We start from the raw sequence: 26,163 nt of genomic DNA, 5'->3' as shown, positions 1-26,163 counted from the left end.
ATTACCTACACTTCGCTCACCACTTAAGGAATAAGAGGAGCGAATATGTCTTTGACTACTGATTCATCCCACCAGTCACGCTGCCGGGAAATTGTTACCAGTACGGCACTCACGCCTGCGCAAAAACGCCACTTTCTGGCGCTGGAAGCGGAGAACCATCTCCCCTACCCGGCGCTGCCGGAACAGTCTCGTGCCGCGCTGGAAGAAGGGACAATCTGCGATATGTTCGAGGGCCATGCCCCCTATAAACCACGCTATGTCCTGCCCGATTATGCAAAATTCCTCGCGAACGGTTCGCAATGGCTTGAACTGGAAGGGGCAACCGACCTCGACGACGCGCTGTCGATGCTGACTATCCTCTACCACCATGTTCCTTCCGTCACATCCATGCCCGTCTATTTGGGGCAACTCGATGCCATACTGCAGCCGTATGTTAAAATTCTAACACAAGAAGAGATCGATATTCGAATAAAACGTTTCTGGCGTTATCTCGACAGAACCCTGCCCGATGCCTTCATGCATGCCAATATTGGCCCTGCGGATACGCCTGTCACACGCGCCATTCTGCGTGCAGATGCCGAACTCAAGCAGGTTGCGCCTAATCTGACCTTTATTTATGACCCAGAGATTACGCCGCAGGATTTACTGCTTGAGGTGGCGAAAAACATTTGTGAATGCAGCAAGCCACACGTCGCTAACGGCCCGATAAATGATAAAATTTTCACAAAAGGGCAGTACGGCATCGTCAGTTGTTACAACTCCCTGCCGCTGGCAGGCGGGGGCAGCACCCTGGTGCGATTAAATCTGAAGGCCATCGCCGAACGCAGCAAGGAGAGCGACGATTTTTTCAGGCGCATGCTTCCCCACTATTGCCAGCAGCAAATCGCCATCATCAACGCGCGTTGTGACTTCCTCTACACGCAGTCCGGCTTCTTTGAGCATAGCTTCCTGGTGAAGGAAGGGCTGATTGACCCTCAGCGCTTTGCGCCAATGTTTGGGATGTACGGGCTGGCCGAAGCGGTTAACCTGCTGTGTGAACGAGCAGGTCTCAGCGCCCGCTACGGTAAAGATGAAGAGGCCACCAGGCTGGCCTATCAGATCAGCGAACAGCTCGCTCAGTTTGTGGCAACGACGCCGGTGAAACATGGCTGGAATAACCGGGCAATGCTGCATGCACAATCGGGTATCAGCTCAGACGCTGGCACGACCCCAGGCGCACGGCTGCCCTATGGCGACGAACCCGATCCCATCACCCACCTGCTCACGGTTGCCCCGCATCATGCCTGGTATACTTCGGGGATCAGCGACATTCTCACCCTGGATGAAACGGTAAAACGTAACCCGCAGGCGGTGGTGCAGCTCTGTCTCGGTGCGTTTAAGGCCGGGATGCGTGAATTCACCGCCAACGTCAGCGGTAATGATTTGGTGCGCGTCACAGGCTATATGGTGCGCCTCTCCGATCTGGAAAAATTCCGCGCTGAAGGGTCGCGCACCAATACCACCTGGCTGGGTGAAGAAGCTGCCCGTAATACCCGTATCCTTGAACGACAACCTCGTGTGGTCAGTCATGAACAGCAGATGCGCTTTAGTCAGTAACATCATTCCGTTTTCCTGCGTGGACGGGCCGGGAAGCCGCCTGGCCCTGTTTTTACAGGGCTGTAATTTGCACTGTAAAAACTGCCATAACCCGTGGACGATTGGCCGCTGCGATCATTGCGCCGTGTGCGTACCGGCCTGTCCGCATGGTGCCTTAACGCTGGCAGGCGGGTTAGTAAACTGGGATACCACGGTGTGTCAGCAGTGCGACACCTGCCTGACGCTCTGCCCCCGGCAGTCAACGCCGATGGCGAGCAGGCTCAGCGTGGATGAGGTGCTGGCCCATATCCAGAAAGCAATGATGTTTATTGAGGGCATTACCGTAAGTGGTGGAGAAGCGACCACGCAGTTGCCCTTTTTACTGGAACTTTTTAACGCCATTAAGAGCAGCAAAGCCCTGGGGCACCTCACGTGTCTGGTGGACAGCAACGGCGTTCTCAGCGAGACGGGCTGGCATAAACTGATGCCCGTGTGCGATGGGGCGATGATCGACCTGAAAGCCTGGAGTAGTACGTGCCATCACAGCCTTACCGGGCGGGATAACAGCCAGGTGAAGAGCAGCCTGCGTCTGTTAGCGGAAAACCGAAAGCTTGCTGAACTGCGGCTGTTGGTTATCCCCGACCATAGCGATTACCTGCAACACATTGATGCTCTGGCCGCCTTTATTCAGACGCTGGGTGAGGTACCAGTAAGACTCAATGCGTTTCATGCTCATGGCGTTTATGGCGAAGCAAAACAGTGGCGCAGCGCTGGAGCGCAGGATGTCGAACCGCTGGCGCAGGCGCTGGAAACACGGGGCATCACAAACGTTATCCTGCCTGCACTCTACCTGTAGTCATCCTCAGGCAAGCTGGAACAGACGGTGTGTATTGTCGAACAACGCCTGGGCAATCACATCCGGTGCTTCCGGGCGCAGTTCACAAAGCGTGTCGAAGACGCGTGCGGCCTGCTCAGGCCGGTTCGGCTGGCCCTGAAAACCATTCAACGGCATATCCGGTGCATCGGTTTCCAGCAACAGGGATCCAAGCGGCAACTGCGCCATTACCTCACGGGTCTTACTGGCACGCGGATAGGTAATCGTGCCCCCCACGCCAATACAATACCCGAGGCTGATAAAGCGTTCAGCCTGCTGCAAACTGCCGGCAAAGCCGTGCACCACGCCGGTTCGCGGTAAGCTGTGACGCTTTAAGTACATGGCGAGTTTGTCGTGCGTGCGCCGCGAGTGCAGGAGTACTGGCAAATCAAAGCGTTTTGCCAGTTTAAGCTGTGCTTCCAGCACGGCTTCCTGCTGTTCGAAGTGCGGATTTTCACGGTATAAATCGAGACCTATTTCACCGATGGCAACCACGTTGGCTGGCCGCGTGGCGAGGCGCTGTTCCAGTTTGTCGAGGCAATCCGGGGTGTGTTCTTCGATGACGATGGGATGCAGCCCGAGCGCGCCGTACAACGCAGGCCATGTACGGGCCAGGCTCTCCACGCGGTCAAAATAGCGCGATGCTATCGATGGCACGATAATCCGCTCGACGCCCGCCTCTGCCGCACGGGCGATGCTTTGCGCCTCATTGCCCGCAAACGGGGGAAAATCAAAGTGGCAGTGGGTATCGATGAAGCGAAAAGTCACGCCGTATCCTCGTCAATAAATGGCACATCGTTGGCCTGCACTGCGTTGACCAGTGGGGTGTCCAGCGCATCGTTTGCCACTGCGGCGGGCGGTACCACAATGGTCGCAGGGGGAGTGACAACCGGGCGATGACGAAGCAGCGGCGGCGTTGCCACCAGGAATTTACCCACCGTGGCAAGGAAATAGCGGCCACAAAGCCGACCTGTCCGGTAGTCTTCACGCAGCGCGGGCAGCCGACTGCCCAGCGCCATACTGCTTAACAGTTTTGGCGGATAGATCTCGATAATGCGCAGTTTACCGGGCGGCGTCTCGATAAACCGTTGGGTCGCGGAGTAGGTTTTCTCATGATGCTGCACCAGATTTATCAAGGGTTGCAGACTGCTCTCTCCCAGCCAGCGCTCCATGCGTTTAAACCATTGCGGGGTATAGTACATCTGCGAGGGTACGGTACGGATCACAACGATGGTTTTTGCCCCGCGCTTTGCCGCTTCCTGCACCGGAATGGCGTCACTCACGCCGCCATCAAGGTAGTTTATGCCATTAAGCATGACGCCCGGTCGGTAAAAACCCGGAATGGCGCTGGACGCCCGAATCAGATCAAGCCAGGTGCTGTTATCCGGTGAGAAATACTCTGCCGTGTAGTCATCCTGCCGGCAGGCGGTCATCAGAAAGGATTTTCCTGCATCAAACCCACGCGCGGCATAGTCCATCGCTAACGGCATTTTGGTTGCTGTGGCCTCTACCAGCCAGTCAAGGTCGACCAGATTACCACCGCGCACAAAGCGCACCGGGTCGAAAAAGTCCCGCGTCGTGGTATATCGCATGATAACTTTGCGGGCATACCCCGGCTGGTTGCAGACAAACGCAGAGAGATTCTGCGCACCGGCAGAGGTGCCAAGGTAAAGATCGAAGGGGTCGAATTCGGCGCGCATAAATTCATCCAGCACGCCGGCTGTGAAGATGCCCCGCTGACCGCCACCTTCACATACCAGGGCGATGCGGCCAGGACGAAATGGTTTTAGCGCAAGTGGCGCGATGTTGCCAAGCGTTACGGGAATATGCTGCCCCACCCTGCCTTCCTTTAATTATTATTGGTTATCATTAAGCCAAAGTAACGCATTTTACTATTCATAGAAACAATGAAAGCCAGTCACATGGACTGGCTTTAGGATTCGTTTAACCGAACGTTACATCGCTATGGGCGTCTGCGTCCCATGAACAGACTGACCAGGAACAGAATGATACCCACGATAAAGACGATTTTTGCAGCGCCAGCTGCCGTACCTGCCAGACCACCAAAGCCCAGAGCGGCGGCAATTAACGCGATAACCAGAAATATAATGCCCCAACGAAACATAAGACTCTCCTTAACCATAGTTAATGTCGACCGCTAAACGTGAGCGCTCAGGATGCTCACTGCGATATTTTCCCAGGTGCTTACTGACTTCGCCCGAATTTATCGGGTTTGCACATTTTCAGGGTTTATTACTTTGCTTTAAGATCGTTTTTCACGCTTTTAACGCCATCCACCGCTTTAGCGATGCTCTCAGCACGTTCGATTTGTGCCTGAGAATCAACGGTACCGGACAACTGCACGACACCATCGGTTGTTTCCACTTTCACCTTACGGGACGGGACGATGTCATCGGCAAGCAGTTTTGCTTTCACTTCACTGGTTGTCGCCGTATCGCCTGCATAACCTTTCGCGGTGGTTGATTTACCATCACGAACATGCAGTTTGTCACTTACGGAGGCCACACCCTCAACACCTTTCGCTGCGTTTACTGCCATTTCAGCCTGAGCCTGGCTCTCAACAAAACCACTCAGGGTCACCACTTTCTTCTCAGTTTTCACGGAAATATCGGTACTTTTGATATCCTCATGATCAACCAGCGCGGCTTTAACTTTTGCCGTAATGGCACTGTCATCCATGAAATCACCGACTTTATTCATAGAGCTATCGATTTTTTGCCCTGCGTTATCAGCAGTATTTTGCGCTTTGTCGGTTGTGGTGGTTTCCGCTAATGCAGAACCACTTGCAAGCGTTGCGCCCAACATTACTGCCAGCAGAGTCTTAGAAATCTTCAGTCTTGTCGTAGTCATCGATCTATTCCTGTAGTTTGCCCACAATTTGGGCTGTCCACGGCAATCAAGCCGTTGTTACTCTGGTGAAATCACCTAATATTGAGTCAAGGACTTGGGTCACATTCACGGCCTTTGCCGCTTTCACCCTTCGCACATGGCTCTTTTCCAGTCATTAATACTGAGCAATGACACTTTGGATGAATAAATAACCTTTGAACATGCATTGAACGGGATTAACACCCAACCAAAATGTCATTACTTTGTTAAATATAGATCACAATCGCAAAAGCGCTTGTTGGAGAGATTAAAAAGCGAGCAATGAAAGCGAAATCGCGTCTATTTAAGAACTTTCCGCAAGAGGCTAATAAGACAGGTAAAGTGACGGAGCACGGCGTCTGCCGCGCTCCGTAGAGGGATTAGTGTTCGCGGGTCTGATGGAACTGAACGTCAGGATAACGCTCACGTGCGAGGTTCAGGTTAACCATAGTGGGGGCAATATAGGTCAGGTTATCGCCGCCATCCAGCGCAAGGTGAATTTCGTTCTTACGTTTAAACTCTTCGAATTTCTTCACGTCGCCGCACTCCACCCAACGCGCAGTTGCCACGTTGACGGATTCATACACCGCTTCGACGTTGTATTCGCTTTTCAGACGCGATACCACTACGTCAAACTGCAGCACCCCTACCGCACCCACGATCAGATCGTTGTTGGCGATGGGACGGAACACCTGGACGGCCCCCTCTTCTGAGAGCTGTACCAGCCCTTTGAGCAGCTGTTTTTGCTTGAGCGGATCTTTCAGGCGAATACGGCGGAACAGTTCAGGGGCGAAGTTCGGAATGCCGGTGAACTTCATCATCTCACCCTGCGTGAAGGTGTCGCCAATCTGAATGGTGCCGTGGTTGTGCAGACCGATGATATCGCCAGGGAACGCTTCTTCAACGTGAGAGCGGTCGCCCGCCATAAAGGTCAGCGCATCGGAAATCACCACGTCTTTACCCAGGCGAACCTGGCGCAGCTTCATGCCCTTTTCATATTTACCAGAGACCACGCGCAGGAAGGCGACGCGGTCACGGTGTTTCGGGTCCATGTTGGCCTGAATTTTAAAGACGAAGCCGGAGAACTTCTCTTCCGCCGCCACGACCTCGCGGGAGTCGGTCGCGCGCGGCATCGGCGCTGGCGCCCACTCGACAAGCCCGTCGAGCATATGATCGACGCCAAAGTTACCCAGTGCCGTACCAAAGAAGACCGGGGTGATTTCGCCCGCCAGAAACAGCTCCTGGTCGAACTCGTTAGAGGCGCCCTGCACCAGCTCCAGTTCGTCACGCAGCTGTTGTGCCAGATCGTCCCCCACCGCCGCGTCCAGCTCCGGGCTGTTCAGACCCTTAACAATGCGCACTTCCTGAATGGTGTGGCCTTTACCGGTCTGGTAAAGGTAGGTTTCGTCTTTATAAAGGTGGTATACGCCTTTAAACAGCTTTCCACAGCCAATCGGCCAGGTGATAGGCGCACAGCCAATCTTCAACTCGTTTTCCACTTCATCCAGTAATTCCATAGGATCGCGGATGTCACGGTCAAGTTTGTTCATAAAGGTGATGATGGGCGTGTCGCGCAGACGGGTAACTTCCATCAGCTTGCGGGTACGATCCTCAACCCCTTTTGCCGCATCAATAACCATCAGACAGCAGTCCACCGCCGTCAGGGTACGGTAGGTATCTTCAGAGAAGTCTTCGTGACCCGGGGTATCCAACAGGTTCACCAGACAGTCGTGATACGGGAACTGCATCACGGAAGTGGTAATCGAGATCCCACGCTGCTTTTCCATTTCCATCCAGTCGGATTTTGCGTGCTGGCTGGAGCCACGGCCTTTTACCGTACCGGCGGTCTGGATAGCCTGTCCGAACAGCAGCACCTTTTCGGTGATGGTGGTTTTACCGGCATCCGGGTGAGAGATAATGGCGAACGTACGGCGCTTCGCTACCTCTTGTAAATAAGGAGACAACGTCATAATCAATTTCTTCTGGGTAAAGGCGCGGCCACAGCCACGCCAGGAGATAAGAAAAATGCGGCTATTGTACTCAACGACTGAGTGCAGACAATCAATGTTTACACAGGAGTTGCTCCAGTTCGGTTAGCGATGTCACGGTCCAGGTGGGATCAATACCCTCGGGCAGGACGCGATCGTGCGCGTTGAGCCAACAGGTCGACAGGCCTGCATTCATGCCTCCCAGAATATCGGATTCGGCGGTATCACCGACCATCAGCACCCGGGAGCGATCCGGATTTTGCGCCTGCGCCAGCGCGAAATCGAAAATACGTGGATCAGGTTTTGCGACGCCAACCTGCTCAGAGATGACCAGTAAATCAAAGTAGTCACGAAAACCGGTACGTTCCAGACGAATTTGCTGCAACGCGGTAAAGCCATTGGTAATAATGCCAAGCTTTGCCTTTCCTTTGAGGCTCGACAACAGAGAGGCGGCACCGGGCAGCGGCGCACAGATTTCCGCCATCGCATTAAGGAAGGCGTGATTTAAATCACCAGGGGCAACGTTAAGGCGTTCAGCCCATCCCTGAAAACGCTGATGTTGTAACTGTAACGCGGTAATAGCACCGTTCTGATAATCGACCCACAACGGTTTATTAATCGACTGATAGTCCTGAAAATCTTCGCTAGTGAACGTGACACTATAGTCAAGGAACATCCGCTGCAGGCCGCCGAACGCATCGAACGTAAACAGGGTTTCGTCAGCATCAAAGAATATCCAGTCCCATCTCATTACATCTACACCTTTCATTTATTAAAGTGGCAGCGCCATGATAATGGCGTCTTCCCGCCCGGTCGCGGTGGGATAATAGTTGCGGCGAATGGTCGCCTCGTTAAAGCCCAGACTTTCGTACAGGGCAATGGCGGCAAGGTTTGACGCCCGCACCTCCAGCCATAGCGTCAGGACGTCGCGCTTTTCAAGTTCGCTGATGAGGTGCTCAAGCAACGCCCGCCCCAGCCCCTTACGTTGCCATGTCGGGTCGACGGCGATATTAAACAGAGTGGCCTCGTCAAGCACGGCCTGGGTAATGGCAAAGGCCGCCATTTCATCGCCCACCATCAGCCGTAAATTGAGATAGCGCTCGCCCTGGTTAGACGCCAGCGTCTTCTCGCTCCAGGGAAAGGCATGCGCGCGAGTTTCGATATCATAGGCACGGGCTAAATCAGTCGTGGTGAGGGAAGAAATCGTGTTCATAATCGCAGATTTGTTGCCATAACGCGGCTCGTGCCGCCGGGTTTGCCCGAAGTTCGTCAAATGCAGGCGATGCCACTTGTGCGCCCGCCAGCGTCAGGGGTGTCTCAACACCTATTCGCCAGCTGTTACATGCTGACCCTTCGGGAAGCATGAGTACGCGGTCCGGTGTCAGTTGTAAGACCTGATCTGCAGTCACTGCCAGCGCGCGTAACACATCGTCTATCAACGGCTCGGTGAGGGCAGGAAGTTCAGAAGAGACCATTACCAGACGAACATGAGGCGGAAGCGAGATAGCGATCTCTCCCTGTAACGCCGTCGGGCGGCGCAGGGACCACTGGGTGATACCCAGTTGCTGTAATTGCCAGTCGCGTCGGGTCGTCATCGGGAAGCACTCCTGTCTGTCAGGCGCGCAAATATAGCAAACTCGTCGATTATGCGCCATCAACCAAAGAGGCAGCGTGAAGGATAACCTGTATACACACAACATCATTCACGTTGCATCGCGGCGACAAGGATGAGTATCCCCGGGAGCTTACTCAGGTAAGTGACCGGGGTGCAAAGACGCCGTCAACAAAGAGGCAGCGTGAAGGATAACGTGTATAATCCCGGGCTGAGTTTAATGAGGAACCCTCCCATGTCTGCTTTAACCCCGGCAAGTGAAGTCTTGCTGCGTCACAGTGATGATTTCGAACAAAGCCGCATTCTTTTTGCCGGTGACTTGCAGGATGACCTGCCCGCCAGGCTGGAGACCGCGTTTAGCCGCGCCTGGACCCAGCAATATCACCAGTGGCAAACGCTGAATCGCCAGATGGGCGATAATGCTGTCTTCGCACTGAGCCTGGAACAAGAGGCTGTGGGCGACAGTGATACCCTTATCTATTACTGGCCGAAGAATAAACCTGAAGCCCAGTATCAGTTGATGAATCTCCTCTCCCTTCTGCCGGTTGGGACGGACATTTTTGTTGTCGGTGAAAACCGCAGCGGTGTGCGCAGTGCAGAACAGATGCTGGCAGAGTTCGCGCCCCTGAATAAGGTTGATAGCGCACGTCGCTGTGGGTTGTATCATGGCCGGCTGGAGAAACAGCCGACCTTTGATGCTCAGGGTTTCTGGAACGAATACGCGCTGGATGGTTTGACCATCAAAACCCTGCCGGGCGTTTTCAGCCGCGATGGGCTCGACGTTGGAAGCCAGCTCTTACTCTCCACCCTGACGCCGCATACGAAAGGCAAAGTGTTGGATGTGGGTTGTGGTGCAGGCGTACTCTCTACAGTACTGGCCAGCCATTCCCCGAAGGTGCGCCTGACGTTATGTGATGTTTCTGCTGCGGCCATTGCAGCAAGTAAGTCTACCCTTGCTGCGAACGGGCTGGAAGGAGAGGTGTTTGCCAGTAACGTCTTCTCTGATGTCACCGGTCGCTTCGACATGATCATCTCTAACCCGCCGTTCCATGATGGCTTGCAAACCAGCCTGGAAGCTACGCAGGTGCTGATCCGCGGCGCGGTTCGCCACCTTAACAGCGGGGGAGAGTTGCGTATCGTCGCTAACGCCTTCCTGCCTTATCCTGCCGTACTGGATGAAATCTTTGGTTTCCATGAGGTGATTGCTCAGACCGGGCGCTTTAAGGTCTATCGCACCGTGTTGACCCGTCAGGCTAAACGTTAACTTTCCCGCGCCCGGTAAGGGTTATTTTACCGGGCCCTAATGCCTGAATTCCCGCTGCGTTTTTTTACGTCAGTTGAAAAAGCGACCTGCAATTAACTATTGACGAAAACCAGAAAACATCTAGAATGCGCCTCCGTGGTAACGATACTTATTGTATCGATGGTATGCGAAGGTGGCGGAATTGGTAGACGCGCTAGCTTCAGGTGTTAGTGTCCTTTGGATGTGGGGGTTCGAGTCCCCCCCCTCGCACCATAATCCACAATGATATTGCTCGCACTGGGCGAAGGTGGCGGAATTGGTAGACGCGCTAGCTTCAGGTGTTAGTGTCCTTAGGATGTGGGGGTTCGAGTCCCCCCCCTCGCACCAACGAGGCGATATCAAACAGCAGTAGCAAAGTAAGATAGTTGTGCGAAGGTGGCGGAATTGGTAGACGCGCTAGCTTCAGGTGTTAGTGTCCTTAGGATGTGGGGGTTCGAGTCCCCCCCCTCGCACCAAATATCTTATCTCCTTTCCTGATTTGCCCCCCCGGTTTCACCATCCTGTTACAACATCGTTTTCACATTGAGCATAGCCAGGATGATTCCGCCTACCAGGGCAACACCTGATGGCAATAAGATAAAATGACGCAAGCGTTTATGGTAGAGCATGGCAGGTGTCAGCACTAACCCGATAATGATCATTGCCCGCCAGGCATCCAGCGAAAGATCGGCAAAAGCCATCACAGCGACGACGATACCGGGTAACAGGATGGCCCATCCACTTCCCAAAGCACGTTGCAACATGGTTTCATCTCTCACACTGATAATGATAACCAATATCATATGATATCTTTTCTCATTTGTCAGCATACCGACAAAAAGCGGTATGAACTTTACTCATCTTCAGGTGACAGAGATTCACGAAGGTGATAAATTAAGCGTCACTTAATTAAATCTAAACAATTTCATCTTTTCGCGGTCACGTTTCCTCGCGTTATTTTTCATTTTGGCAACCCGTTAAATTATACATTGCAGATTAATAACGATTTTTTAAATATATGACAGCACAAACCTGGCAATCTCTCTGTAAAAAGAAATATCGTCTGTCGCTACGACTTTTCTTGTTACTTAATGTCATTTCAGCTCTGTTTTCTGTCGCACTGCCGCTTGGCAATTTGCAGGTGCTTACACCTCCTCAGTGTCTCATTGCCAGCCTTAGCGGGCTTGCACTGTTCTGGCAGTGGAAATTTCCCAGGAAAAAATTAAATATCACCGTCAGCTCTTTTTTATTTGGCTGTCTGTGGGCATGGCATATCATTATTAAAACCAGGGCATTGGAAAATTATCATTCTCCTTATCTGCTTATTGCCCTATTAAGTGTTTTATTTATTGGCGCCCTCGCCTTTTCTAATAATATCATCGCCTTTGTGTTGCACTCCTTCCCGACGTTCGCTGCCTGCCTTTGGTTTAGCAGTGGTGAAATGTCGATACGCCTGATCTACGCCTTTGCGCTCCCTCTCGTCGCCATCTCCATACAGCATGTCATTCAAAAGCGTAACGACAATTTCGCTCAGGCATTGATGTACCGGCTGTTACAGGAACGTAAGACACTTAATGATCTGAGCATGCTCGACCCGCTTACCGGTCTCTATAACCGTCGCGGGCTGCAGCATAAGCTTGATAACCTGATGGCGCTGGATGATGGCACGCGGTTTGTTCTGTTACTCGATATCGACCATTTCAAAGCTTACAATGACCATTATGGTCATATGATGGGCGATCAGGCGCTTATTCGTGTTTCTGCCGCCATCCGCGATGCCGTACGTTCCCGCGATATCGTTGCGCGTTTTGGAGGGGAAGAATTTATGATCCTGCTTAACAGTGTCGATATTGAGCGCGCCCGCGCAGCGGCGGAGCGCATTCGCCAGCAGGTTTACGATCTCGACATCCCCCATATGTTTAATGAGAGCGTCGCCACGAACGTTACCGTGAGTATTGGCATTGCCCCACTTGAAGATGGCGATATCGAAGAAGCCCTGAGTAAAGCGGATAAAACCCTCTACGAGGCCAAACATCAGGGCCGGAATAATATTCTGGTCAGTGATGATTTACAGACAGCCTGACGGGTAATCCTTTTTTTACGATAAACAACTTGCTATCGATTTTACCTCTGGCTAGGATTGGCAATCATTATCATTTAGATTTCCATCTATCCTGAACTATGGCCTATCGCTGCGCACCTATAAATGAACTGATCATTCGACGCGTCAGACACGTTAACGCTACTGACGCGTTGGCCACGAGCATTCGCGATACGCTTACCCGCCTGCGGCCCCATCTTTTGGATTTTATCAGACTTAATGAGCTTGCTCCCCGCGAGGCCTTAACCCTTGTTGAATGGATGCGTCCGGCAAAACTGCAAGAACTCATAGCGATCTATGCCAGGCATATCTATCAAAAACAACCGGCCCTTCCCTATGAAGGTAAACCGCTTCTTTCTTTGTGGGCGCAGTGGTATTTCGGCCTGATGGTGCCGCCCCTCCTGCTGGCGCTGTTAACGCAGAAACAAGCGCTAAATCTCTCTTCAGAACATATTCATGTCGAGTTTCATGAGAGCGGGCGTGCGGCCTGCTTCTGGCTGGATCTCTGGCAGGATGATGCCCTGACTGCCGAAGGGGATATCCCCCGTATTGAGGCACTGATTCGCGATGCCATGCTGCCGGTAGTGAAAGCGTTAGAGGCAACCGGTGAGATAAACGGTAAGCTTATCTGGAGCAATACTGGCTATCTGATTAACTGGTATCTGGGGGAAATGACCCCACTGCTGGGGGAATCACGAGTAGCAGCCCTGCGTCAGTTCTGTTTCTTTGAAAAACAGCTGTCGGATGGTAACGACAACCCGCTCTGGCGGACCGTCGTTAACCGTGACGGAACACTGGTCAGACGCACCTGCTGCCAGCGTTACCGCCTGCCGGATGTCCAGCAGTGCGGCGACTGCACGCTGAAATAATCTTTGCCCTCACTCACACCCTCTCCCTCCGGGCTGAGAGATCCCCGGTAATATGACGTTTTGCAGCGATATCACGGCGCAATGAGAATTAAACTGTCACCGCAATGACAGGGTCCGGCTGAAAAGCGATGAGGCGTATCCGCAAGAGCGGGGCGATGCGCGGCGAGGGCGGATTTTCAGGGACGTTACCTCCGCCCGTCCCCGATAAGCCTGAAGGAATAAGCTGACAACATTGCCGGGAGCAATGTTGAATAGCGCCTGCGCCAGCGGCGATTTTCCTGACCGGGAGCCTGGGTCGCCAGGACGGTGGCGGTGAACCACCCTGGCACGTTCACGGGTTCTGGCGTGACAGAAAAGCAAGGGACATAAGGTGAACGGAATGGCCATCAGAGCTGCATTTCCCCCTTACCCTGGCCCTCTCCCTCAAGGGAGAGGGGACCGACTGTACTCGCATTTTTTTCTGAGGATCCCTCAGCTCTCCGGGAGAGGGGCAAACCGTAAAAAGAGTAAGCTTTTTTGCTTTTATTCAGGCCACCTGTTGTTTCTCTTCTTCCATACGCTGTGCTTCCTCTGCTTCCTGCTCAAGTAGCTGCTTCTCGTAGACTTTAAAGAACGGGTAATAAATGATGGCGGAAATTACGGCCAGAATAATCACCAGGATAGCGGCCCGGAAATCCCAGCCTAACGCCCATGCCCCGCCGATAGGCGCGGGTGCCGTCCAGGGCACAACGGAAATCACACGACCAATCAGATCCATTTTCATGGCAGCCCAGGCCACAACGGCATTGAGCATCGGTGCCAGCAGGAACGGGATAAAGAACACGGGGTTCATCACAATCGGGGTGCCAAAAATAACCGGTTCGTTAATGTTAAACATACTCGGCACCACGCTCAGACGTCCAATTGAGCGTAAATGCACAGACTTACTGCGCAGATAGCAAAGCACCAGCCCCATGGTTGCACCGGAACCTCCTATCACAATAAAAAACGTCCAGAATGCTTCCATAAAGATGTGCGGCAGAGGCGCGCTTTGCGCCAGCGCCGTCTGGTTCAGGCCCAGATTAGTCAGCCAGAACATTTGCAGCATACCTGAGACAATCGCTGCACCATGAATGCCTGCGAACCAGAGAAGATGGCCTATCAGTACGGCCAGCAGAATCGCAGGCAGAGAGTCCGCCGCAGAAACCAGCGGCTTGAATACCGCCATAATCGCCTGCGGGATCAGCATATCGAACTGGGTTTGAATAAACAGGCTCAACGGATAGAGGGTCAGCACCACGACCAGTACCGGGATCAACAGATCAAAGGAGTTTTTGATCATCGGCGGCACCTGCTCGGGTAAGCGGATACCAATATTCCATGTTTTCAACAGGCGCATCATTTCAACGCAATAGAGAGCAACCAAGATCGCGGTGAAAATACCGACCCCGCCGAGGCTGTCTACCGGCAGCGTGCCTTTTGTTTTTGGAGCGGCAACCAGCAGAAAGGCCATCAGTGCGAGCATGGCGCACATAAAAGGATCGAGCTGATGGGATTTTACGTAGTGCTTGCCGAGGTTATAGGCGATAGCAGCACACACGTAAACAGACATAATACCCATCGTCATATCAAAGGGGGTGAGAATACGGCCTTCATACTCTTTTGCCAGATCCAGCCAGGCACGAGCGAAGCCCCAGGTGGTATCCGGCGAGAAAGGCGGGTAGGCAAAAACCAATAAAAATGAACCGACAATCATAAATGGCATGGCGGAAATAAAACCATCACGGATAGCCATGACATGACGTTGAGATGAAATTCGCCCGGCAATCGGGCTGACATAGTTTTCGATGAAGCGAAATATCACGTTAAACACAGCATGGTTGGCAGACATAGCGGCTCTCCTGTCAGTCTAAATAATTCAGCGCAACAGCGAGTACTTTGCCGTGCAGCAATCCATTTTTAGGGTTTAAAACCATGCTGGTTAACGAACCAGCATTACAACGAAGCAGGATACGTTTCATAGACGGCTCTTATTAATTATCAGAACAGAGGAAGTGACCGAGTCAGTATTAACCCCGGTTTGAAACACTGCAACCGGTTACTGTAACCGGTTTCCGCGATTGTGAAGGGGATCCAGAAATGCGCCGTAACGAGTTTGTTATGACAAAATATTTACAGGGATCACGGGCTTGTGACAGATTATTGAAGGTTACGTTCAGGAGAAAAAAATGAGTTTGCAGTCAGTGCGGCAATTCTTTGCCGACAATGCCCCCGAAATTGACATCATTGAGCTCAGTCAAAGCACTGCTACGGTCGCCCTGGCTGCGGCGGCGCATAACGTTGAGCCTGGTCAGATTGCCAAGACGCTGTCACTGAAGATCAAAGATGAGGTTGTGTTGGTTGTCGCCAAAGGCGACGCCCGGCTGGATAACAAAAAGTTGAAATCCACCTTCGGGGCGAAAGCCCGGATGCTCAGTAGCGACGAAGTGGTCACCATGACAGGCCACCCGGTTGGCGGCGTCTGCCCTTTTGGTCTGGAAAACCCGCTGGCCGTCTATTGTGATATCTCCCTGAAACACTACGACGAAGTGCTGCCAGCGGCCGGTGCAACCCACAGCGCTGTCCGTATCTCTCCTCAGCGTATGGCTGAGCTGACGAAAGCAAAATGGATTGATGTCTGCCTGTAAAAAAATGCCAGGTTAATTAACCTGGCAAAAGAGCGTCACCTGTCAGGCGACAGCGGAGTCAGAATCCTGCATAAAAGTGGAGATGGGTAGCCAGGCGATAATATCCGCCGCATGCAGCAGAGCCACTTCAGAATTAATTCCCAGTTTTGCCATCGCATTAAACTTATGCGCGCGCACGGTTTTAATATTGCGATCCAGGGTGATGGCGATTTCAGGAATCGACAGCCCGCGTGACATGTGCCGCAATATGGCATGCTCGGTCGGGCTTAACATGCGGCTTCGGCTGACGTACCAGTGATTAATGACGTTATCATTCACCCGCCGCGTCTCCCCAAGAAGCGTAACGAGCTGGCTGAGCAACGCGTTCAGGGTATCGGATTTACTCAAAATGCCATGCAGCTCTTTGGGATACAGACGGCTCACCAGACGCGCTTCGCGATCGTCTTCCGCCAGCACAATACGCTGAATCCCCGGATGAGACACTGAAAGCATATGCAGGCACATCAGACATTCACGTCGTGGTTCTCGCAAACCGGAAAGAGAGTATATGACGGAGAAAAAATCCGTCTTGCACATAGCTTCAGCAAAAACCTCGCGATCCCTGAAAAAATGAAAACGGTATTTTTGAGTGGCGGGCGATGATAAAAGATGGCGAAGGCCCGCCTCGCTCATCATGCACTTCTCGATGATGGCAACATGCTTTTTGGCTGAGATGCGTTCCATTCTGACGGTTCTCCATAGGCTGAAATCAGATTCAGCTCTTTCATGCCTTCTGAACTGTTTATCCATGCATATAATTCTGCGTTGCTGCGTAGCGATAACCGACGCATTGCACTGTTCTTTTGTGCGCTTACTGTTTTATTACTCTTCTTCAACAGCGTGGCGATTTGATTAATACCCCATCCCTTTCCAAGCAATCGCATGACTTTGCGTTCGGAAAGCGTTAAACGCTCGGACTTTTCTACCGATGCCTCAATTTCAAGATAATCAGACGTTAATAGTGTCTGACTAATTTTTTCTGCTTGTCCGGTGCCGTGGCGAATAGCGCCAATGACCCCTTCAATCGGTTCCATATCAGAAAGAAGCGTGCTGCCCGGACGCATGAGTAATTCTACGGCAGTAGGATAAAAATGACGTGAAACGAAGAAAACCCAGTGAACATCAGGGTGCTGTTTAATAATAGAGAAATATTGCTCACACACGTTTTTAGTGTGCCGCGGATCGCCTGAGAGGTCCGCAATAATCAAATCAGCACGGCGCAGGTGTAACAGCGTGACCTCTTCCAGAGAGCGGAAAAACGTCATTTCATAGTCAGGAAAGTGACGTTCCATTATGTCACCCAACCCAATTTTTAATACGGGCACTTTACTGATAACGATTCCGTATTTACACAACCCTGATAACATAAAACCTCCGCATCCATTCGCGAGTCTTATAAAATAAAGAATATGAATAATTCATAGAATGCCAACTACCTTGTCAGCAACACATGCTAATCACCCTGATAACAAGGAACCTGGCATTATTAATGCCCAACAGAAATTGTTGAAACAATGAGCGAGTATAAAAATCACTGGTAATAGTGTCAACCTGTTGCGTCACATTGAAAAGATATAATACTTCCTTTCAGGATAACCCAAACAAATATATATCAACCCACCCTTATTAATTCATGCGCGTTATATATTTCCGCTAAATAATGTTTTCTCTCTCCTTTACTACGTCTGCCTTCCCCGGCCTCCTCGGTCGCTGTCACCGTGCCTGCCCTGTGCGCATCCGGGTAAAATTTTATGATTTATTGCACGAATATTGATCTGCTCCCGCGCCATGAGCAGGCCAACCTATGCTAAAAATTAGCGATTCGTGCCACGATCCGTGGGACTTTGGCATTACCACCAGGGCTATCATGCAGATGCAAGAAGAGCAGTCGTCACAACGTGCCATCACACGTTTATCTATTCAGTGCGGGCTTTTTTTATTACAACATGGTGCCGAAAGCGCACTGGTTGAGGAGTTATCTACCCGCCTCGGCCTGGCACTGGGTATGGACAGCGTTGAGAGTTCCATCTCCTCGAATGCCATCGTGCTCACCACCATTAAAGATGGCCAGTGCCTGACCTCCACCCGCAAAAACAGCGATCGTGGCATTAATATGCACGTCGTCACCGAAGTGCAGCACATTGTTATAATGGCCGAGCATAAATTGCTCGACGCCCGGGATGTCGAAAAACGCTTCTCACAGGTTAAACCATTACGTTATCCACGCTGGCTGGTCACCGTCATGGTCGGGCTTTCCTGCGCCTGTTTTTGCCGGTTAAATAATGGTGGCTGGGATGGCGCCTTTATTACATTCTGCGCAAGTAGTGTGGCGATGTATGTTCGCCTGTTGCTGGCAAATCGCCATATGCACCCACAGATTAATTTCTGCATCACCGCATTCGTGGCGACAACCATCTCAGGCCTGATGCTAACGTTACCGGGCTTTATTCATACGTCCACCGTCGCGATGGCCGCGAGCGTTCTGCTCCTCGTGCCGGGTTTTCCGTTAATTAATGCCGTGGCGGACATGTTTAAGGGGCACATCAACACCGGCCTCGCCCGCTGGGCTATCGCCAGTCTGCTAACGCTTGCCACCTGTATTGGTGTGGTGATGTCCATGACGTTATGGGGGCTACGAGGATGGATGTAATCTGGTTTTTACTGGCGCTTCTCCAGGATATGGTGCTTGCCGCCATTCCGGCCGTAGGGTTTGCGATGGTGTTCAACGTGCCTCACCGCGCCCTGCCCTGGTGCGCGCTGCTTGGCGCAATAGGTCATGGCGCACGCTTTGCTATGGTTCACGGCGGTTTTAATATCGAATGGTCGACATTCGTCGCCTCCATGCTGGTCGGAAGCATCGGTATTCGTTGGTCACGCTGGTACCTGGCCCATCCGAAAGTTTTCACTGTCGCGGCGGTTATCCCTATGTTTCCCGGTATTTCTGCCTATACCGCCATGATTTCGGCGGTTAAAATTAGTCATATCGGCTATAGCGAAGAGATGATGATTTTATTGCTGACCAACTTTCTTAAAGCCTCTTCCATAGTCGGGGCACTGTCGATTGGCCTGTCCATTCCCGGGCTCTGGCTCTATCGCAAACGCCCGCGCGTCTGAGTTTGAGTTATCAACACGGCGTGGTAATAATCCTTATCCCTACGATGGCAGATAAGGAACGGATGTGGAACAACAGGGTATTTATGCACCCGCTGATTTTGATCAATCCAGGGTAAAAGACAAAATCTTTCTTAGCGCCATTGCTCTGTTTGCAGAATATGGACTTAACGGCGCACGTATGGAACAGATCGCCGAAAAAGCAGGCACCACTAAACGTATGGTGGTGTACCACTATAAAACGAAAGAAAATCTGTATCTGCAGGTGCTCGAGTATGTTTATACCGCGATACGAGCCAGCGAGAATGCGTTAGATCTTGCCACGCTTGCCCCTGTCGAAGCCCTGGTTCATCTGGTGGAAAGCACCTTTGATTACCACGCCAATCATCCTGATTTTATTCGTATCATCTGTATGGAAAACATGCAGCGGGGACGGTATATCCGCCAGTCTGCCCTGCTGCGTGACCTGAACCGTAGCGCCCTGACGTTACTGGAAGAGATTTTATCTCGCGGGAAGGATAAGCACCTGTTCCATCAGAGCGTATGCGCCCGCGACCTGCACCGGGTCATTAGCAGCTTCAGTTTCCACTACGTTGCCAACTGCTACGCCTTCTCCATGCTTGTTGAGGATGATGAAGAGCAGCAGGAGCGCTTACACTATCGGCAAATGGCGGTTGACGTAGTATTGCGTTATATTTGTGCATAAATCACTTGCAATTAAATCGTGCACTACCTATATTCATAAACATGAAAACAAAGCAGACCCCGAACGCGCAGCTTGCACTTGATAACCAGTTTTGTTTTGCACTTTACTCGACAAATCTGGCGCTGCATAAACTTTACCGGCAGTTACTGGCACCGTTGAACCTGACCTACCCGCAGTACCTGGTAATGCTGGTGTTATGGGAGAAGGATGACGTAACCGTGTCGGATATTGGTGAACGCCTGTTTCTTGATTCGGCTACGTTAACGCCACTGCTAAAGCGCCTGGAAAGCGCAGGTTTTATTAGTCGTCAGCGCTCCCGTCAGGATGAACGTCAGGTGGTGATAACCCTGACTGAAAGCGGTCGCGAGCTACACCAGCAGGCGCAGTCCATTCCGAACGCGGTAATGTGTTCGTTTGATTGTGACCATGCACAGTTAATGATCCTCAAGCAGCAGCTTGAGCAGCTTCGCCACCAGTTTCAACGTGCATAACGCTTCGCTAGCGCAGGCGTCATGCACGTAAATAAATAGCACACTATATTATAGCAACCGACAAATACGATAAGGAACCTGTTATGTCTTTAGAAAAAGTGATTTACACCGCAAACGCTAAAGCCACCGGTGGTCGTGATGGCCGCGCGACCTCTTCTGATGGCGTGCTGGATGTAAAACTCGGCGTCCCTAAAGAGATGGGTGGCATGGGTGGTGAAGTCACGAACCCAGAGCAGCTGTTTGCCGCTGGCTATTCTGCCTGCTTCCTGGGTGCGATGAAGTTCGTTGCCGGTCGTGACAAATTCACTATGCCAAAAGACGCCTTTACTGAAGCAAACGTCGGGATCGGCCCACTGCCGACCGGTTTTGGTATTGAAGTTGAACTGAAAATTCATCTTGAAGGTATGGATGCAGCAGAAGCGAAGAAACTGGTCGATGCTGCTCATATCGTATGTCCTTATTCTAACGCCACTCGTGGCAACGTCGATGTGACCTTAACCATCATCGCGTAATACAAAACCGGACAGGCTCAGGCCAGAGATCCGGGAGTCAACACCATTGGGAAAAACACAGCCGGGGCAACCCGGCTTTTTCGTCTCCATCCCCCTTCGCCCGCTCTGTGTTACTATGTGTCAATATGCCTGCGGATCCGCAACGCAGTGCGCCTGTACTGTTTTTCCAGTTTGAGAACGCGTTATGTCTTCCAGAATCCTGACGTCCACTGTTACCGGTGTTGATGATTTTATGCGCGATCCCGCCAGTGTCCTGGCGCGGGCCGAAGGCGGCGCCGTTGCCGTTTTTGCCAATAATGCGCCAGCCTTTTATGCCATCACGCCTGCACGTCTGGAACAATTGCTCGCACTGGAGGCACGGCTGGCACGGCCTGCCATTGATGTCGCCCTTGATAACCAGTTTTTTGACGAGCCCTCCGCCGCCCCCTCCCGGGTGCCGATGGGTAAATTCCCTATGTACGCAGACTGGCAGCCGGATGCTGACTTCCAGCGTATGGCCGCGCTCTGGGGTATTGCGCTGACCCAGCCGGTGACGCCGGAAGAGCTGGCCGCGTTTGTGGCTTACTGGCAGGCGGAGGGGAAAGTATTCCACCACGTGCAGTGGCAGCAGAAGCTGGCGCGTAGCGTGCAGATGAACCGCAGCAACCAGAGCGGCAGCACCAGGCGCGATGTGAACGCCATTTCCCAACCTGATAATCAAATTCCACCGGGTTTTAGAGGTTAACGATGAAAAACGTCGGCGAATTGATGCAACGACTGCAAAAAATGATGCCTGCTAACACGCAGCCCGCCTTTAAAACGGGCGAAGAGCTTATGGCCTGGCAAAAAGAGCAAGGTGAGATTCGGTCAGCCGCGCTGGCACGTGAAAACCGGGCCATGAAAATGCAGCGAACCTTCAACCGCTCCGGTATTCGTCCCCTGCACCAGAACTGCTCTTTTGAAAATTATAAGGTGGAGTGTGACGGGCAGATGCGCGCACTGGACCAGGCACGCCAGTATGTCGCTGAATTTGAAGGCAACATCGCCAGCTTTATCTTTGCCGGCAAACCCGGAACGGGCAAAAACCATCTCGCTGCTGCCATCTGCAATGAGCTGTTACTGCGTGGCAAGTCGGTATTGATTATTACCGTCGCCGATATCATGTCTGCCATGAAAGAGACCTTTGGAAACCGTGAAAGCAGCGAAGAGCAACTGCTTAACGATCTGAGCAGTGTCGATCTGCTGGTGATTGATGAGATTGGAATGCAAACCGAATCGCGGTATGAAAAGGTGATTATTAATCAGATTGTTGACCGTCGTTCTTCCTCTAAACGCCCTACCGGCATGCTGACCAACAGCACCCTGGATGAAATGAATAAATTGTTGGGGGAGCGCGTGATGGACAGGATGCGTCTGGGTAACAGTCTGTGGGTCAACTTCACCTGGGACAGCTTCCGCAGCCGCGTTACGGGTAAAGAGTATTGAGAATTGTCCCCTGATTAACGCCACCCGACTGGGGTGTATACTGTCGCCTTTCCAGTCACCATCAGGGTAAGAACATGTCCGTTGCCAAACGCCTTCTGTGCACTGCCATCGTGAGCGGTGCGCTCTTTTCCAGCGTCTCCTTCGCCGCTTCCTGGCAGGAGAGCCTTTCCAGCGCTGCCAGCCAGCTTAGTCAAAACAGTGGCGCGCAGCAGGGCGGCTTATCCCTGTCATCGCTCACCGGTTTACTTAACGGTGGCAGTCAGTCATTAAGTGCTGACACCATGAACAATGCGGCGGGGATTATGTCGTACTGCGCGAAAAACAAGCTCGCCTCGCTGACCAACACCGAAAACATTAAAAATCAGGTAATGGATAGGCTCGGGTTGGGAACGGCAGAGCAGAAGCAGGACACCAACTATCTTGAAGGGCTGCAGGGTTTGCTGAACACCAAAAACGGTGGACAGCTTAATCTGAACAATATCGGCAACACGCCGCTTGCGGAAAAAGTGAAAACCAAAGCCTGCGATATTGTGCTGAAACAGGGCGTCAGTTTCCTCTCTTAAGCTTCTCCTGTTGCGTTTGCCCGTCCCGGCTGCAAACGCCCTCTTCACCCCTCCCGTCCCCCGCCACGCGCGTTGAGAAGCGACAGCGATCAAGTTTCCGCCTATCTAAACCGATTCCTAATAACTTGCAATTAGCGTGACACTACAATTGCAGCTGTGTTACATCGCCATTAAATTGTATCGCTTTGTTAATGAACAGGTGCCAGCAGCCACGCTGGCCTTCATGAGGGAAAACGGTTGTCCGAGTTAATGTCGATTGCCCTGTTTCTCGCATCCGTGGTGATTTACGCATGGAAAGCGGGTCGTAATACCTGGTGGTTCACCGCAACCCTGCTGGTGCTGGGCATTTTTGTCGTGCTCAATATCACCCTGTATGCCAGTAATTACTTCACCGGTGACGGCATTACCGATGCCGTCATTTATACGCTGACCAGCAGCCTGACGGGCGCGGGTATCGGTAAATACATCCTGCCGGGCGTCGGGATTGTCGTCGCCCTGATCGCTGTTTTTTGTGCCCTGGGCTGGGTCTTACGCCGCCGTCGTCATCTGCCTCATCATTTTGGTTACAGCCTGCTTGCACTCGTGCTGGCGCTGGCCTCCGTCGATGCCAGCCCGGCCTTTCGCCAACTAACCGAACTGGTGAAATCGCAGTCACGGGAAGGCGATCCGGACTTCACGGCGTATTACAAAGAGCCTGCAAAATTCATCCCCCATCCCAAACTCAACCTGGTCTATATCTACGGGGAAAGTCTGGAACGCACCTATTTTGATGATAACGCCTTTCCCGACCTCACCCCGGAACTTGGCGCGTTAAAGGACGAAGGGCTCGATTTTGCTAACACGGAACAGCTGCCCGGCACCGATTACACCATCGCCGGGATGGTCGCTTCCCAGTGCGGCATTCCGTTATTTGCCCCGTTTGAGGGTAATGCCTCTGCCTCGGTATCCAGCTTTTTCCCGCAGAACATCTGCCTTGGCGATATCCTTAAAAACTCCGGGTACGAAAATTACTTTATCCAGGGGGCGAACTTGCGCTTCGCCGGCAAAGATGTATTTCTCAAATCCCACGGTTTCGATAATTTGATCGGGGCAGAGGAACTCAAAACCCAGGTAAAAGATCCGGCTTATCGTAATGACTGGGGGTTCTACGATGACACCGTACTGGAGGAGGTATGGCAAAAATATGAAACCCTGGCCCGTTCCGGCAAACGCTTCTCTCTTTTCGCGCTAACGGTTGATACTCACCATCCTGACGGTTTTATCTCCCGCACCTGTGACCGGAAAAGCTATGCGTATGACGGTAAGCCCAACCAATCCTTTAGCGCGGTCACCTGCAGCCAGCAGCATATAGCGGCGCTGATTAACAAGATCAAAGCCTCGCCCTGGTTTAAAGAGACCGTAATCGTGGTCTCCTCCGATCATCTGGCCATGAATAACACCGCATGGAAATACCTCAATAAAGAGGAGTGTAAAAACCTCTTCGTCGTTATCCGGGGCGATGAAGTGCAGCAAGATACCCTGACCATGAAGCGTAACACCATGGATAACGGGGCCACCGTCCTTGACATACTCGGTGGCGATAATTTTATTGGCCTCGGACGAAGCAGCCTCTCCGGGCAGTCACTTTCGGGTATCTTTCTTAACATGAAAGAGAAGGCGCTGGCCTGGAAGCCGGACATTATTCGACTGTGGAACTTTCCGAAGACGATGGAGGCATTCACCATCGACAGGGATAAACAGACGATTGCCTTTTCAGGCAGTAAATTCCGTCTGCCGCTGCTGGTCCGCGTTTCGGACAAGCGGGTCGAACCCCTGCCAGAAAGTGAATACTCCGCCCCTTTGCGCTATCAGCTGGCGGATTTTGCCCCGCGCGATAAGTTCGTCTGGATTGACCAATGCTATAAAATGGCGCGCCTGTGGGCACCGGAATTCGCGCTCTCTACCGACTGGTGTGTCTCTCAGGGGCAGCTCGGCGGCGAGCAACACGTGCAGCGGGTCGACCAGGCCCAGTGGAAAGGCAAGACCGCGATAAAAGAGACGGTGATCGCCACCGATCGCTATAAACAAAACGTCGATATGCTAAAAATTGTCGATGATGATATTCGCTATAAAGCCGACAGCTTTATTTTTAACGTGGCCGGCGCACCACAAGAGGTGAAAAAGTTTAGCGGCATTTCCCGCCCTGAAAGCTGGGGGCGCTGGTCTAACGCGCGGCTGGGGGAAGAGGTGTCCATTGAGTTTAACGATCCGCTCCCGGAAAACTTTGAACTGGTGATCACCGCCAGGGCTTTTGGACCGAACGCCAATAAACCGATCCCGGTGCGAGTGGGCAAAGAAGAGCAAGTGCTCACTCTTGGCAACGACGTGTCCACAACCACGCTTCGTTTCTCCAATCCGGGCCGCAGTAACAGGTTGGTGATTGTCCCGCCGGAACCCGTATCGACGAATGAAGGCAATATTCTCGGTCACTCACCCCGTAAGCTCGGGATTGGGATGGTGGAAATCAAAGTCGTAAATACCAACGGTTAAAACATTCGGCGAACATCAAAGCATCGCCCGCATTTCCAGCTGCCTGATATCCATCAGGCAATACCCCGCTGACACAAACAGCGGGGTAAAAGATTCCGGCACTGCCACCGGTGTACTCAGCCCTGCAAAGCGGTGATGCAGAACCGTCAACATCTCGCGCGCCACCCCGTTACCGCGATATTCCGGCTCAACATAAATAAAACGCAGCGAGGGCGCATCCATCAACATTGAAATGGCGGCATACGCATGCTTACGGTACTCATACACCTGACAAGGCAGCGTGAGGAGAGAAAGCGGATCGAGTTGCCAGGGAAGTGTGTTTTTCACCTCCTTCGCGGCTCGCAAGATTAGTTCAAGCGGATTCACGTCGCGCAGTACGTTCTCCCCGGAGGCGGAAGAGGTAGCGCCCTGATAGCCCCGTAGCACCCGCTGTTGTTCAAACCCCAGTGACCGATAAAGACCGATACCGGCAAGGTTATCTGCAATCACTTCCAGGCGCAGTTGCCTGATGCCCTTTTGCCTTAGTCTCTCGAACAGAGGTGCCAGTAGCCGCTTACTGATGCCCTTCCCCCGGTATGCAGGGCGCACGGCATACGCCGCCAGCCTCGCGGTGTCGCTACGCTGTGTGATGATCGCTATCGCCACCAGTGTCTCCCCTTCCCACCAGACGCAAGAGTCGGTAAGGCTGATATCTTCCGCGCCGAAACGCAGGGCAAAACGTTCAGCAGTGAGAGAAACGGGTACGCTGTAGCCTTCAAAACACGCGCCTAAAAAGCAGGAGAGCTGCTCGCTGCTGTAGTGAAGGGCGGAAAGGGTAGTCAGTTTCATACTGTCCTCCAGGTTTAATTCTTAAGCATAACCGACCCTGTACGACGCACTCCTTTCAGGCGGT

Annotated in this window: 28 protein-coding genes and 3 tRNA genes; 18 read left to right on the top strand and 13 right to left on the bottom strand. The window is 52.4% G+C overall.

Features of this window, described 5'->3' with window-relative positions:
- Positions 1-45 precede the first annotated feature (45 nt).
- On the top strand, positions 46-1,596 hold the full coding sequence (locus KXR87_RS04570; RefSeq protein ID WP_437431074.1) for a YjjI family glycine radical enzyme: 1,551 nt from the start codon (positions 46-48) through the stop codon (positions 1,594-1,596).
- The gene (locus KXR87_RS04565; protein ID WP_437431073.1) at positions 1,568-2,431 is read left to right on the top strand and encodes a YjjW family glycine radical enzyme activase; all 864 of its coding nucleotides are present in this window, start codon (positions 1,568-1,570) and stop codon (positions 2,429-2,431) included. Before KXR87_RS04570 ends, KXR87_RS04565 begins: the two co-directional genes overlap by 29 nt.
- 6 nt (positions 2,432-2,437) lie before the next feature.
- On the opposite strand, the gene KXR87_RS04560 is transcribed toward KXR87_RS04565, so the two are convergent.
- The 8 genes from KXR87_RS04560 to KXR87_RS04525 all read right to left on the bottom strand — a co-directional run bounded on the left by KXR87_RS04560 (position 2,438) and on the right by KXR87_RS04525 (position 8,921).
- Positions 2,438-3,217 carry a TatD family hydrolase gene (locus tag KXR87_RS04560; RefSeq protein WP_437431072.1) on the bottom strand — a complete coding sequence of 260 codons (780 nt, stop codon included), beginning with the start codon at positions 3,215-3,217 and terminating at the stop codon, positions 2,438-2,440.
- Positions 3,214-4,287: a patatin-like phospholipase family protein gene (locus KXR87_RS04555; protein ID WP_437431071.1), complete on the bottom strand. Its 1,074-nt coding sequence runs from the start codon at positions 4,285-4,287 to the stop codon at positions 3,214-3,216. The genes KXR87_RS04560 and KXR87_RS04555 overlap by 4 nt, the downstream gene beginning before the upstream one ends.
- Positions 4,288-4,412: 125 nt before the next feature.
- Positions 4,413-4,574, bottom strand: a complete 162-nt coding sequence (locus KXR87_RS04550; RefSeq protein ID WP_007373037.1) for a DUF1328 domain-containing protein — start codon at positions 4,572-4,574, stop codon at positions 4,413-4,415.
- A gap of 128 nt (positions 4,575-4,702) precedes the next feature.
- Positions 4,703-5,320, bottom strand: a complete 618-nt coding sequence (gene osmY / locus KXR87_RS04545; protein ID WP_437431070.1) for a molecular chaperone OsmY — start codon at positions 5,318-5,320, stop codon at positions 4,703-4,705.
- 398 nt (positions 5,321-5,718) lie between these two features.
- The gene (prfC, locus tag KXR87_RS04540) at positions 5,719-7,308 is read right to left on the bottom strand and encodes a peptide chain release factor 3 (protein WP_437431069.1); all 1,590 of its coding nucleotides are present in this window, start codon (positions 7,306-7,308) and stop codon (positions 5,719-5,721) included.
- A gap of 91 nt (positions 7,309-7,399) precedes the next feature.
- Positions 7,400-8,077: a pyrimidine 5'-nucleotidase gene (gene yjjG, locus KXR87_RS04535; RefSeq protein WP_437431068.1), complete on the bottom strand. Its 678-nt coding sequence runs from the start codon at positions 8,075-8,077 to the stop codon at positions 7,400-7,402.
- 21 nt (positions 8,078-8,098) lie between these two features.
- Positions 8,099-8,539, bottom strand: a complete 441-nt coding sequence (rimI, locus tag KXR87_RS04530; protein WP_437431067.1) for a ribosomal protein S18-alanine N-acetyltransferase — start codon at positions 8,537-8,539, stop codon at positions 8,099-8,101.
- On the bottom strand, positions 8,508-8,921 hold the full coding sequence (locus KXR87_RS04525) for a DNA polymerase III subunit psi (RefSeq protein WP_437431066.1): 414 nt from the start codon (positions 8,919-8,921) through the stop codon (positions 8,508-8,510). Before KXR87_RS04525 ends, rimI begins: the two co-directional genes overlap by 32 nt.
- Before the next feature lie 252 nt (positions 8,922-9,173).
- On the opposite strand from KXR87_RS04525, the gene rsmC reads away from it, so the two are divergent.
- The 4 genes from rsmC to KXR87_RS04505 all read left to right on the top strand — a co-directional run bounded on the left by rsmC (position 9,174) and on the right by KXR87_RS04505 (position 10,696).
- Positions 9,174-10,202: a 16S rRNA (guanine(1207)-N(2))-methyltransferase RsmC gene (gene rsmC, locus KXR87_RS04520; RefSeq protein WP_437431065.1), complete on the top strand. Its 1,029-nt coding sequence runs from the start codon at positions 9,174-9,176 to the stop codon at positions 10,200-10,202.
- A 166-nt stretch (positions 10,203-10,368) separates the two neighbouring features.
- Positions 10,369-10,454: transfer RNA gene (locus tag KXR87_RS04515), tRNA-Leu, on the top strand.
- Between the two features lie 28 nt (positions 10,455-10,482).
- Positions 10,483-10,568, top strand: a tRNA-Leu gene (locus KXR87_RS04510).
- Between the two features lie 42 nt (positions 10,569-10,610).
- Positions 10,611-10,696, top strand: a tRNA-Leu gene (locus KXR87_RS04505).
- Between the two features lie 48 nt (positions 10,697-10,744).
- On the opposite strand, the gene KXR87_RS04500 is transcribed toward KXR87_RS04505, so the two are convergent.
- Positions 10,745-11,023 (bottom strand): DUF1435 domain-containing protein, encoded by a 279-nt coding sequence (locus KXR87_RS04500; RefSeq protein ID WP_437431064.1) that lies wholly within the window; start codon positions 11,021-11,023, stop codon positions 10,745-10,747.
- Positions 11,024-11,238: 215 nt separating this feature from the next.
- On the opposite strand from KXR87_RS04500, the gene KXR87_RS04495 reads away from it, so the two are divergent.
- Together KXR87_RS04495 and fhuF are read left to right on the top strand one after the other, a co-directional pair.
- Positions 11,239-12,303, top strand: a complete 1,065-nt coding sequence (locus tag KXR87_RS04495; protein WP_437431063.1) for a GGDEF domain-containing protein — start codon at positions 11,239-11,241, stop codon at positions 12,301-12,303.
- 98 nt (positions 12,304-12,401) lie between these two features.
- Complete coding sequence (gene fhuF, locus KXR87_RS04490; RefSeq protein WP_437431062.1) at positions 12,402-13,190, top strand: siderophore-iron reductase FhuF; 789 nt, start codon at positions 12,402-12,404, stop codon at positions 13,188-13,190.
- A gap of 526 nt (positions 13,191-13,716) precedes the next feature.
- On the opposite strand, the gene KXR87_RS04485 is transcribed toward fhuF, so the two are convergent.
- A complete protein-coding gene (locus tag KXR87_RS04485) occupies positions 13,717-15,060 on the bottom strand; it encodes a PTS sugar transporter subunit IIC (RefSeq protein WP_437431061.1) in 1,344 nt (447 codons plus the stop codon).
- A 337-nt stretch (positions 15,061-15,397) separates the two neighbouring features.
- Here KXR87_RS04485 and KXR87_RS04480 point away from each other — a divergent pair, with 337 nt between their 5' ends.
- Positions 15,398-15,856, top strand: a complete 459-nt coding sequence (locus KXR87_RS04480) for a YbaK/EbsC family protein (protein ID WP_437431060.1) — start codon at positions 15,398-15,400, stop codon at positions 15,854-15,856.
- 42 nt (positions 15,857-15,898) lie between these two features.
- Here KXR87_RS04480 and bglJ read toward each other — a convergent pair whose 3' ends face one another.
- Entirely contained in the window at positions 15,899-16,528 is a 630-nt protein-coding gene (gene bglJ / locus KXR87_RS04475; RefSeq protein ID WP_437431211.1) for a DNA-binding transcriptional activator BglJ, read from the bottom strand.
- Positions 16,528-17,262 carry a helix-turn-helix transcriptional regulator gene (locus tag KXR87_RS04470; RefSeq protein ID WP_437431059.1) on the bottom strand — a complete coding sequence of 245 codons (735 nt, stop codon included), beginning with the start codon at positions 17,260-17,262 and terminating at the stop codon, positions 16,528-16,530. The genes bglJ and KXR87_RS04470 overlap by 1 nt, the downstream gene beginning before the upstream one ends.
- A 506-nt stretch (positions 17,263-17,768) precedes the next feature.
- Here KXR87_RS04470 and KXR87_RS04465 point away from each other — a divergent pair.
- From KXR87_RS04465 to opgB, 9 genes are all read left to right on the top strand, one after another.
- Positions 17,769-18,545 carry a threonine/serine ThrE exporter family protein gene (locus KXR87_RS04465; RefSeq protein WP_437431210.1) on the top strand — a complete coding sequence of 259 codons (777 nt, stop codon included), beginning with the start codon at positions 17,769-17,771 and terminating at the stop codon, positions 18,543-18,545.
- Complete coding sequence (locus KXR87_RS04460) at positions 18,536-19,009, top strand: threonine/serine exporter (RefSeq protein ID WP_437431058.1); 474 nt, start codon at positions 18,536-18,538, stop codon at positions 19,007-19,009. Before KXR87_RS04465 ends, KXR87_RS04460 begins: the two co-directional genes overlap by 10 nt.
- Before the next feature lie 64 nt (positions 19,010-19,073).
- On the top strand, positions 19,074-19,712 hold the full coding sequence (locus tag KXR87_RS04455; RefSeq protein WP_437431057.1) for a TetR family transcriptional regulator: 639 nt from the start codon (positions 19,074-19,076) through the stop codon (positions 19,710-19,712).
- 41 nt (positions 19,713-19,753) lie between these two features.
- On the top strand, positions 19,754-20,203 hold the full coding sequence (locus tag KXR87_RS04450; RefSeq protein ID WP_437431056.1) for a MarR family winged helix-turn-helix transcriptional regulator: 450 nt from the start codon (positions 19,754-19,756) through the stop codon (positions 20,201-20,203).
- 83 nt (positions 20,204-20,286) lie between these two features.
- Positions 20,287-20,715, top strand: coding sequence for an organic hydroperoxide resistance protein (locus KXR87_RS04445; RefSeq protein ID WP_437431055.1), 429 nt, complete (start codon positions 20,287-20,289; stop codon positions 20,713-20,715).
- 184 nt (positions 20,716-20,899) lie between these two features.
- Positions 20,900-21,439, top strand: a complete 540-nt coding sequence (dnaT, locus tag KXR87_RS04440) for a primosomal protein DnaT (RefSeq protein WP_437431054.1) — start codon at positions 20,900-20,902, stop codon at positions 21,437-21,439.
- A 2-nt stretch (positions 21,440-21,441) separates the two neighbouring features.
- Positions 21,442-22,179 (top strand): DNA replication protein DnaC, encoded by a 738-nt coding sequence (gene dnaC, locus KXR87_RS04435; protein WP_437431053.1) that lies wholly within the window; start codon positions 21,442-21,444, stop codon positions 22,177-22,179.
- Positions 22,180-22,253: 74 nt separating this feature from the next.
- Positions 22,254-22,742 carry a DUF2501 domain-containing protein gene (locus KXR87_RS04430; protein ID WP_437431052.1) on the top strand — a complete coding sequence of 163 codons (489 nt, stop codon included), beginning with the start codon at positions 22,254-22,256 and terminating at the stop codon, positions 22,740-22,742.
- Between the two features lie 237 nt (positions 22,743-22,979).
- Complete coding sequence (opgB, locus tag KXR87_RS04425) at positions 22,980-25,271, top strand: phosphatidylglycerol--membrane-oligosaccharide glycerophosphotransferase (protein ID WP_437431051.1); 2,292 nt, start codon at positions 22,980-22,982, stop codon at positions 25,269-25,271.
- Between the two features lie 15 nt (positions 25,272-25,286).
- On the opposite strand, the gene KXR87_RS04420 is transcribed toward opgB, so the two are convergent.
- Entirely contained in the window at positions 25,287-26,099 is an 813-nt protein-coding gene (locus tag KXR87_RS04420; RefSeq protein WP_437431050.1) for a GNAT family N-acetyltransferase, read from the bottom strand.
- Positions 26,100-26,163 lie beyond the last annotated feature (64 nt).

It is taken from the genome of Yokenella regensburgei, from assembly GCF_051486985.1.
Taxonomy (GTDB): Bacteria; Pseudomonadota; Gammaproteobacteria; order Enterobacterales; family Enterobacteriaceae; genus CBFFRJ01.
The sequence above is the reverse complement of the archived record's forward strand: the minus strand, read 5'-3'. Positions and strand labels throughout refer to the sequence as shown.